Annotated in this window: 5 protein-coding genes; all 5 read right to left on the bottom strand. The window is 39.6% G+C overall.

The window, feature by feature from the left end:
* On the bottom strand, positions 1-564 hold a 564-nt coding region (locus V5804_RS01430; RefSeq protein ID WP_369589594.1), incomplete at its 3' end, for a tetratricopeptide repeat protein.
* A 79-nt stretch (positions 565-643) separates the two neighbouring features.
* Positions 644-1,405, bottom strand: coding sequence for an MBL fold metallo-hydrolase (locus V5804_RS01425; RefSeq protein WP_369589593.1), 762 nt, complete (start codon positions 1,403-1,405; stop codon positions 644-646).
* A gap of 128 nt (positions 1,406-1,533) precedes the next feature.
* Positions 1,534-2,220 carry an outer membrane lipoprotein carrier protein LolA gene (locus V5804_RS01420; RefSeq protein WP_369589592.1) on the bottom strand — a complete coding sequence of 229 codons (687 nt, stop codon included), beginning with the start codon at positions 2,218-2,220 and terminating at the stop codon, positions 1,534-1,536.
* A 4-nt stretch (positions 2,221-2,224) separates the two neighbouring features.
* Positions 2,225-4,840, bottom strand: a complete 2,616-nt coding sequence (locus V5804_RS01415) for a DNA translocase FtsK 4TM domain-containing protein (protein ID WP_369589591.1) — start codon at positions 4,838-4,840, stop codon at positions 2,225-2,227.
* Positions 4,841-5,155: 315 nt separating this feature from the next.
* On the bottom strand, positions 5,156-6,502 hold the full coding sequence (locus V5804_RS01410) for a DUF6734 family protein (RefSeq protein ID WP_369589590.1): 1,347 nt from the start codon (positions 6,500-6,502) through the stop codon (positions 5,156-5,158).
* Positions 6,503-6,617: the final 115 nt, after the last annotated feature.

The following is a 6,617-nucleotide window of genomic DNA, read 5'->3' as shown; positions in this document are numbered from 1 at the left end:
TATAAAGTCATTTAATTGTCTTTTAAACCTGTCATCTTTGTAACGATATTTTTCTTTGTTAAGTAAATCATTTGCTGAATCACGTCCCATAATTAAATAAGTAGAGAAAGCTAAATTTTCTAAAACGCCAACTTTAGGGTTCTCAAAATATTGTTTTTCAAGGAGCTGATGTGCTATTTTAAAATTTTTCTCAGCATTTACTTTATCACCAAGTTTATAAAGTATTAATCCTCGCGTCTCAATTACTGTAGGAAGGTTCTTTGATATTTTAAATAATATCTCATTTTGCTTCAACGCTTCTTTAAATCTCCCTGAATAATTTAAATACTTTACCTTGTTTGAATACAATACAGGATCTCTTTTCTCAATTGTGGTTGCGCTATCAAGTAGTCTAATAGCTAATGCTAAACTTTCTTTTGAACGCGCTCCCTTAAAAACAACATTTACAGCACTATCATTTAATTTAATTGCCGCTTTATTATAATTATTTTTAATTATAGTATTTTGTGAAAAGCCAATATTTCCTGAAAACAATAAAAAATATATCAAAACATATTTAGGCATAATTAAATAAATTTTTATCAAATATATACATTTGAGAACAATACCATAAATTTATCAAGAGGAGGGTGCAAGTAAGTTTTCAAATCTCCAATTCCAAACCATCATAAGCCAATCGGATATTCTCCGGAAGTTCTGCCGAAACGTCTTCATATCTTCCTAAACGATGGCTGATATGTGTAAAATAAGTCATCTCCGCTCCTATTTTTTCGGCAAAAACAATGGCTTCACTCAACGTAAAATGCGAAATGTGTTTTTCCTTTTGCAGCGCATTGATTACCAAGATCTTGCTGCCTTTTATTTTTTCGGTTTCTTTTTCGGATACTGTTTTTGCATCGGTAATATAAGTGAAATCATGGATGCGAAAACCTAAAATAGGCAGCTTGTAGTGCATCACCTCAATCGGGATAAACGGTATGCCGGCAGCCGTAAAAGGTTCCAAGCCAATGGTATTCAGGTTGATTTGCGGGATCCCGGGATATTGGTAATCACTAAAAATATAAGAAAACTCGCGCTTTAAAGCGGCCTGAACACGCAAATCAGCATACACATCAACCGCCGAATTTTGGAAATAATTGAACGCGCGGATGTCGTCCAAACCGGCAATATGGTCTTTGTGTTCGTGCGTAAAAACTACGGCTTCCAAATGTTTTACTTCGGCGCGTAGCATTTGATAACGAAAATCAGGGCCGGAATCAATTACCACATTTTTGCCGTTTTCTTCAATTAAAATAGACGAACGCAAACGTTTATCGTGTGCATCCGGCGATGTACAAACCGCACATCCGCAAGCAATCATAGGTACGCCTTGTGATGTTCCGGTTCCTAAAAAAGTAATGCGCACGTTAGAATTTTAAAAAGTGTTATTTTAATTTTGATAAAAATGATCCGCAGCAATTAACAATTCAGCTTTGCTTTCACCAAATTTATGCCGGTAAAAGAAGCATTGCCCCCGGTTAAATATAAAGCCTTTTAGCGCAAATCCACCACTTCTACGCCCGGATAATTTTTTTTGTTGAAACCAAAAATGGTGTCCGTTCCTTTATAATCTGTTGCCGGGGAATTTAACAAGTAAGTGTAACGGCTTCCGTTTTTATCAAAAATGACGGCACTGTAAATGCTGGATTTCGCTTTATTGATCAACAACCTGATCTTAAAAAAAGGCTTTTTGCTATCGGTTGGCGTCAATTCAATTTGCTGATAAATAACGCCTTGCTGTTTCACTTCGCCGGTAAAAATATACTTGTAGCCTTTTTCGTAAATCGTAAAAATTTGCGCCGGGTTTAGCGTTTGCGATTTGTTGTCCACATCGTTGATTTGCACTTCGTTGTCTTTTTTAGCATACGTCCACTGCGTTTTGCCGTCGCTGATGATTTCCTGGCCAATGCTTCTTTTACCACCCAAAAGTTCGTAAATGGTTATCCTGAATTTATTGGTTTTGGGGTTGGCGATGATCGTCCCGCTTTGTTTAAAGCTTTTGATGTTTTCCTGCGGATTATCTAAAACGTAACTAAAATCTGATTTGATCGCCGAAAATTGTTGGTACTTTTTGCTTACCGCACTTAAAATTGCTTTGGCCTTTGGGTCTGTTTGTGCTTTGGAAACCGAAATTACCGTTAGCAAAACCAGCAAACAAAGGCATACTCTTTTTAACCTCATTAATTTATTTTGAATTGATGTTTGTAATAAACTGCTCCAGCGCATAGTCGTCGGGCAGTAAAACTTCACGAGCTTTGCTGCCTTCAAACGGGCCAACAACGCCTGCCGCTTCCAACTGATCAATAATCCTGCCTGCCCTGTTATAACCCAATTTTAATTTTCGTTGGATTAAAGAAGTAGAGCCTTGCTGGTGCATCACAATCAACCGCGCAGCTTCTTCAAACAGCGGATCACGGTCGCTGGCATCAAACTCTTTGGCTGTACTTTCGCCGCCTTCGCCTACAAATTCGGGCAGCATAAACGCCGAAGGATAGCCGCGCTGGTTGCCGATAAAATCAGAAACCCTTTCTACTTCCGGCGTATCTACAAAAGCACATTGCAAACGGATCAAGTCATTTCCTGTTGACAAAAGCATATCGCCGCGACCTATTAACTGATCAGCGCCGCCCGCATCCAAAATCGTCCTCGAATCAATTTTTGACAAAACCCGGAAAGCCAAACGCGCCGGAAAATTTGCTTTGATCGTTCCGGTAATGATATTGACCGAAGGTCGCTGCGTGGCAATCACCAAATGGATGCCAACGGCACGCGCCAACTGAGCCAAACGGGCAATTGGCGTTTCCACTTCTTTGCCGGCCGTCATCATCAAATCGGCAAACTCATCCACAATCAAAACGATAAATGGCAGAAAACGATGCCCGTCGGTCGGCACCAATTTGCGGTTGATAAATTTTAAATTGTATTCTTTCAAGTTCCGAACTTGTGCATCTTTCAACAGATCATAACGCTGGTCCATTTCAATACAAAGCGAATTCAACGTGTTGATTACTTTTTTTGTATCGGTAATGATGGCGTCGGCTTCATCCGGCAATTTGGCCAAAAAGTGGCGTTCGATTTTTTTGAACAACGTCAACTCCACTTTCTTCGGATCAACCAACACAAATTTTAATTGCGAAGGATGTTTGCTGTACAAAAGCGAAACCAGGATGGAATTGATGCCGACCGATTTTCCCTGTCCGGTTGCCCCAGCCACCAGCAAATGCGGCATTTTTGCGAGATCGGCAATGTAAACTTCGTTAGAAATGGTTTTGCCCAAAGCAATAGGCAAATCCATGGTGGTATTTTGAAATTTTTCTGTTGCCAGAATCGAACGCATCGAAACCATTTCCGGATGCAAGTTTGGCACTTCAATTCCAATCGTTCCTTTGCCCGGCATCGGCGCAATGATACGGATGCCCAAAGCGGCCAAACTCAACGCAATATCATCTTCCAGGTTTTTGATTTTGGAGATACGAACGCCGGGCGCCGGAATAATTTCATATAAAGTTACGGTTGGGCCAACGGTTGCTTTGATCTTATCTATTTCAATATTGTAATGGTTCAGCGTTTCAACAATTTTGTCTTTGTTGGCTTCCAGTTCTTCATTGTTGATCTGGATTTTGTTCGGCCCGTAATTTTCCAGCAGTTCTAAAGTTGGTTTTTTGTAAGAAGACAAATCCAATTCCGGGTCGTACAAACCAAATTCTTCTACCAATTTATTCGCTGTTGTTTCTACCGTTGGTTTTGCAACCGTAAAAACAGGTTCGGCATTTAATTCTTCTTCGGGTTCTTCCAGTTCACCTTCAATCTCCAAAACCGGTTCGGGCGTTAATACAACCGGTTTAAAAACTTCCGTCAGCGGGATGATTTTTGGCACGTTTACAGCTTCCGGCCGTTTTGGGGCGATGTTAAATTCAACGCTGTCGTTTGGTTCGGGTTCCGGCAATACTGTTTTTACCGGGTAATTTTGGGCGTACTTGGCTGGCGGCGCAACAGGTTCATCATCCGGAACAATATTGAGCGGACTGACTGGCGCGTTATGTGCAAAGTGCGAAGCAGGAATAACCGGCTCTTCCGCCGCTTCCTTTTCTGCCAAAGCTGCTTTCAGTTTTCTTTCAGGAAGTTTAAAATCAATATTGTAAACAACGATGAGAAAAGTGAGCGCGGCAAAAACCAGCAAACCGGCAACACCTGCGGCACCGATCTGCACTTCCAGCAAGCGGTTCGTCCAAAAGCCAAACTCGCCTTCCAAAAAATGCGGGTAATCGTTCACCATCCCATGAAAAAAACCAATGGCAACCGAGAAAAAAAGGATGCTAAAAAAAGCATAGCCCAAGGTTTTGCTGATCGAAAACAGGCGGACTTTGAACAACAAACGGTAACCAATCACCAAAAAAACTGCGATAAAAATAAAGGATGCAATGCCAAACCATTCGTAAATAAACTGGTGCGAAAGTAAGGCACCCAACTTGCCCAGCCAGTTTTGCACCACTGGGTTCGTTATGCCGCTGTCCATCAGTTCCTGCGGCGTTTTCCAAAAATTGCCCCAGCCGCCGTTTGATTCGAGCACGTAGCTTTGGTCGTCCTGCCAGGTAAATAGATACGAGGTAAAGGCAATCAGAAAATACAGGCAGATAATCAGAAAAAACAGGCCCACAATTTTGATGATCCGGCCGTCGCGCAAATCAAACGAAGGCAGTTCGGCCTTGGCCTTTTTAGTTTTGGGGAACATAAAAGGTGCCCCGGACTTATTTTCTTCCTTGATTTGGTTAGACTTGAACTGATTTCCTTTTGGCGGCATTTAGTTAATAATGTTGATGTGCAAAGATAAAGAATACATTTATGGTTAATTCTTTAAAAAACGGATACGAAGGAAATAAAAAAACTGTTCTGTTTTTGAACACTTTTTTGCAACGTGAAATTAATAATTAAATTTTGAAAGCTTTTTAACAAACCTTAAAAGCCTTAGAAGAAATGGTCAAACGTTATGCTATAAAACTATTATCGAACAAAATTGAAACAGACTCTTATTATGTTTGATTTGTTCCTTGTACAATTTATCGCGGAAATGTTTGTCCCGGCTATTATGCTCACTAAAAAACTTTTAAACATATACTTATGCAATAGCTAAATCAGTTCTATCAACAATCAAAAACATATTATCTTCACATCCTTTCCGCAGTTTGAGCATAAGTAATTCTAATAAAGCCTCTTTTTCCTGCGTATAATCTTCGGGTTCAAAATAGTTTTTGAGGTCTTCCAAAAGAGTGGCTATAGGTTTCACTTCTTTTAATAGCTCCATTATCAAACTATCCAACTCGTCTATTTCCCTTTTCTTAAATTTCATTTCCAAGCTACAAGGAACCATGCAATTTGCAGGCAGCGCATCTGTGGTTTCCGGATAGACCAAATTATTGGTTACAAAATTAGTTTCAAGAAATTCGGAGCTATTGCCAAATGCCTGATCGTACAAATGATACTGTTCATGTTGTTCCTGATAGATTTTGTTCCAATCATAAGAATTCACCTGATCTTGGATAGAAGGAATGTCCGGGTTTTCATTATAAGAAGGATAGTACATTTTCAATCCCTGTTTCTTCAATACATTCAACAAAAAATAATAGTGATCCGGGTAATCCGTCCGAAGCCTTTTGGCCAACATTTTACAAGCTTCCTCGCTTTTTTTGTAAGTGCCCAACATATGGATAAATTTAGTTTTGTGCGGAATGTCCAGAAAATTGATAATCCCGGGATAGGTCATATCGCTGATCTCGTCTTCCAAAACATATTTAATAGCCTTGTTTCTTTGCTCGGCCAGGCGATAAAAGAAAAGCTGCTCAAAAACTATGTTTACGTCTTTGTGGGTTACTTCATTTAATTTTTCCTGGTATTGTGCAACAAATGTTGTGGCCAATTGGGTATATTCTTTAAAAAAAGCAAGGTCAGAACCACCAAGCACACCTGCATTGCAAGACCGTATAACCTTGTTTGCATTTGATATTTCGGCAACAGGTTCCGGCAGTACAATTTCCCGGGTTTGATATTCTTTCAATATTGTCTGGTAAAACCCGTCATTAACTTCTACATTTTGGGCTATTAATCCCGCTGATTGGGTTTGTCCCCCTAATTCTTTCCATAAAAACACATCCCCGTCTACATGTAAAAACGGTTCTTGTTGTAAAGAATAAGTATGGATTTTGTTCATTGCCCAAAGCTTTGCAGGATAATTGTTTTGGGTTATAACTACCTTGCTATAAGGAAGTTTAAGTTGTTTGATCAACACTTCGTTTCCCAATTCATTGGTATAGAGCGTAACTGAATGATAGAGTTTTATAATCTGCAAACAACTTAAACACCAGCTCATCCAATGGAACTCGGGCGATAAAAAACCAAGCGGTTGTGTAATTGGTTCTGATCCGTTTGGAAACAAGTAAAAGCTTTGTACTACATTTAATTTTTTCATGGCTCGGTTATGTAGAATAAATACTGCTGATCTTCCTGTTATTTCAAAGTTCGTAAACTGTTTCCATCTTTATGTCATCCCTCTAACTTCCTTTAAAGGGGGAAGCCTAAAGCAT

The sequence above is a fragment of the Mucilaginibacter sp. genome, assembly GCF_041088075.1.
In the GTDB taxonomy this organism is placed as follows: domain Bacteria; phylum Bacteroidota; class Bacteroidia; order Sphingobacteriales; family Sphingobacteriaceae; genus Mucilaginibacter_A.
The sequence above is the reverse complement of the archived record's forward strand: the minus strand, read 5'-3'. Positions and strand labels throughout refer to the sequence as shown.